General features: G+C 72.0%; 3 protein-coding genes. 1 reads left to right on the forward strand and 2 read right to left on the reverse strand.

The features are described from left to right. On the reverse strand, nt 1-515 hold a 515-nt coding region (locus AA75_RS33410), incomplete at its 3' end, for a DUF2127 domain-containing protein (protein WP_033824098.1). Nucleotides 516-769: 254 nt separating this feature from the next. Here AA75_RS33410 and AA75_RS33415 point away from each other — a divergent pair. Next, on the forward strand, nt 770-1,099 hold the full coding sequence (locus tag AA75_RS33415) for a DUF3817 domain-containing protein (RefSeq protein WP_033824099.1): 330 nt from the start codon (nt 770-772) through the stop codon (nt 1,097-1,099). Between the two features lie 84 nt (nt 1,100-1,183). On the opposite strand, the gene AA75_RS33420 is transcribed toward AA75_RS33415, so the two are convergent. Further along, nucleotides 1,184-2,800, reverse strand: a complete 1,617-nt coding sequence (locus tag AA75_RS33420; RefSeq protein WP_033824100.1) for a M4 family metallopeptidase — start codon at nt 2,798-2,800, stop codon at nt 1,184-1,186. Nucleotides 2,801-2,913 lie beyond the last annotated feature (113 nt).

Here is a 2,913-nt window from a genome sequence, read left to right on the forward strand (position 1 = left end):
CACAGGCCGACCGCCTCGACGATCTCGATCACGGCGTACGCCACCAGCCCGGCCGCCAGCAGCAGCAGCGTCCGGTGCTCGTGGCCGAACGCCTTGCGGACGGTGTCCACCACCGGCGAGTGCTCCAGGTCCCAGTGGAAGTGGTCGGCCACCGGCCGGAAGACGGTCAGGTTCTCGTCGAAGATCCGCTGGACCGCGTCCTGGCTGTTGGAGAACTTCCACACCGCCCACGCCGCGACCAGCACCAGCAGTCCGCGCAGCCCCCGCTCGACCGCCAGGAAGCGCAGGATGAACAGGTCCCGCAGCGCCCGGCCGCGCGGCACCAGCGGCGCGTCCTCGGCCGGGCCCGCGCCGTGCGGCTCGCCCAGCGCGAAGTCGCCGCAGCGCAGGCAGCGCCAGGCGTCGCCGAGCGCGGTGTGCGCGCGCAGCCGCTCGCGCAGCTCCGGCTCGGTCGGCGCGTACGTGGTGTGGCCGCGCCGGGAGCAGGTCCGGCGGTCCCAGTCGAGCGTGAACATCTGGCAGTGGCCCCCGTATCCGTGGCGGGCCTGTCCGTCAGACCGCGCGCCAGCAGGATAGGGGGGACGGGGGCCCGGACCCGAGCCGGCCGCGCGATCCGTGGCCCGGCTGTGACGAAGGCCGCGCCGCCGGCCGGCGGCGGGACCCGCCCGGGGACCGGGCGTGCGGTCGGTGATAATGGGTGGCGGCTTGTGCGTCGGTTCACAAGCGCCCCGCCCCGTCGGCACGTCGACCGCCCCGTGAGGAACCCACCGTGAAGAGCAGCGCCGTCCACCGCCTGCGCCTTGTCTCCGGCCCCGAGGGCCTGTCCTTCATCCTGCTGCTGGTCTGCTCGGTGCTCAAGCGCACCACCAGCTTCAACGCCGTGCCGGTGATGGGCATGGTGCACGGCGTGCTGTTCATCCTCTACCTGGTGTTCCTGGCGCTCGCCTGGCAGAAGCAGCGCTGGGACGCCAAGCGCGGCATCGTGCTGTTCGTGCTCTCGGTGCTGCCCACCGGCGGGTTCTTCGCCGAGCGGATGCTGGCCAAGGAGGAGCGCGGCGAGGCCCCGGCCGCTCAGCGGCAGGCGCCGGCCGCGGCCTGAGACTGCCACCGGGAATTGGCGCAGCGGCCGGGTCCTCCCTGATGGAGATCCCGGCCGCCGCGGGTATGCGGGGCGCCGTCGGCGTCAGTTGACGTTGACGGCCTTCCAGGCCGCCGCCACCGCGTTGTACTCGGTGGAGGCCGCGCCGTACAGGTCCTTGGCCGCGTTCTGGGTCGCGGTGCGGGCGGCCTTGTAGTTGGTGGTCGACGTCATGTAGACGGTCAGCGCCCGGTACCAGATCTTGGCGGCCTTGTCCCGGCCGATGCCGGTGACGGCGGTGCCGGTGTAGGTCGGGCTGTTGTAGCTGACGCCGTTGATCACCTTCGCGCCGCTGCCCTCGGACAGCAGGTAGAAGAAGTGGTTGGCGACGCCGGACGAGTAGTGGACGTCCTTGTTGCCGACGGTGGAGGACCAGTAGTCGGCGGAGGCGCCGTCCTTGGAGGGCTTGTCCATGTACCGCAGCGGGGTGCCGTTGCCGTTCAGGTTGAGCCGCTCGCCGATCAGGTAGTCCGGGGTGTCGGTGGGCAGGTTGGCGTAGAACTCGACCATGGTGCCGAAGATGTCGCTGGTGGCCTCGTTGAGGCCGCCGGACTCGCCCGAGTAGTTCAGGCCCGCGGTGGCGGAGGTCACGCCGTGGGTCATCTCGTGGCCGGCCACGTCGATGGCGGTCAGCGGGTGGGTGTTCCCGGAGCCGTCGCCGTAGGTCATGCAGAAGCAGCCGTCGTCCCAGAACGCGTTCACGTAGTTGGTGCCGTAGTGCACCTTGCTGTACGCGCCGACGCCGTTGTTCTTGATGCCGTTGCGCCCGTGCACGTTCTTGTAGTAGTCCCAGGTGGTGGCCGCGCCGAACTGGGCGTCCACGGCGGCCGACTGGCCGTTGGAGGCCTGGCCGTTGCCCCAGATGTTGTCGGCGTCCGTGTAGAGGGTGCCGTTCTTGTCGACGGTGTACATCCCGCCGCGGGTGTTGTCCTTCAGCTGGTAGGTGCTGCCGGTGTAGTTGGTGGTCAGCGTCACCGTGCCGTCGAACACGCCGTAACCGGTGCCGGTGGCGTTGGAGGTGTGGATCTGCTCGTCGCTGGAGAGCAGCTCTCCGGTGGCGGCGTCGGTGACCAGCAGCTGGCTGCTCGGGGTGCCGTCGGCGCGGATGCCCCCGACGGTGGTCCGGTAGGCGAGGCGCGGGGTGCCGGAGGCGGCCCAGACCACCAGCTGGGCGGTGCCGGCCCGGCCGGCCGAGGCGAGCGCGGGCTCGTCGGCGTCCCTGGAGGTCCCGACGGTGGCCTGCACCGCGCCGGCCGCGGCCGCGGAGGCCTGGGCGGCGGTGAGCTTCGGGCTGAGCGTGGCGGGGGCGACCGAGCCCTGGACGGCGCGGTCGACGGACTTCACGGTGCCCTTGGCGTCCTGGTGGACCACCAGGTCGCCGCCGAGCACCGGCAGGCCGCCGAAGGTGCGCTCGTAGCGCAGGTGGCGGGTGCCGTCGGCGTCGACGACGGCGTCCTTGGCGACCAGCTTCTCCTGGGAGCCGAGGCCGAGGGCCTTGGCGGCGGCGGGCGCCTGGGCGTCGGCCTGCGCGATCAGCGTGGCCCGCTGCTGGGCGGCCACCGGTGCGGGGGAGGCCTCGGCCAGGCCGGCACCGACCTGGATCGCGCTGGCCAGGATCGCCGAGGCGGAGAGGACGGCGCCGACTGTCAGCTTTCGCTTCACGTGCGGATTCCTTCCGGATCAACCGCGTGTGCGCGGTCGCGCCTCGTTCCGGGGCACCGGGGTTAGTGCCAGCGGGGCGGAACGGACGCTGACGTGCTGCTCCGTGCGGTCAG

Source organism: Kitasatospora sp. MBT63 (assembly GCF_000710465.2).
In the GTDB taxonomy this organism is placed as follows: Bacteria; Actinomycetota; Actinomycetes; order Streptomycetales; family Streptomycetaceae; genus Kitasatospora.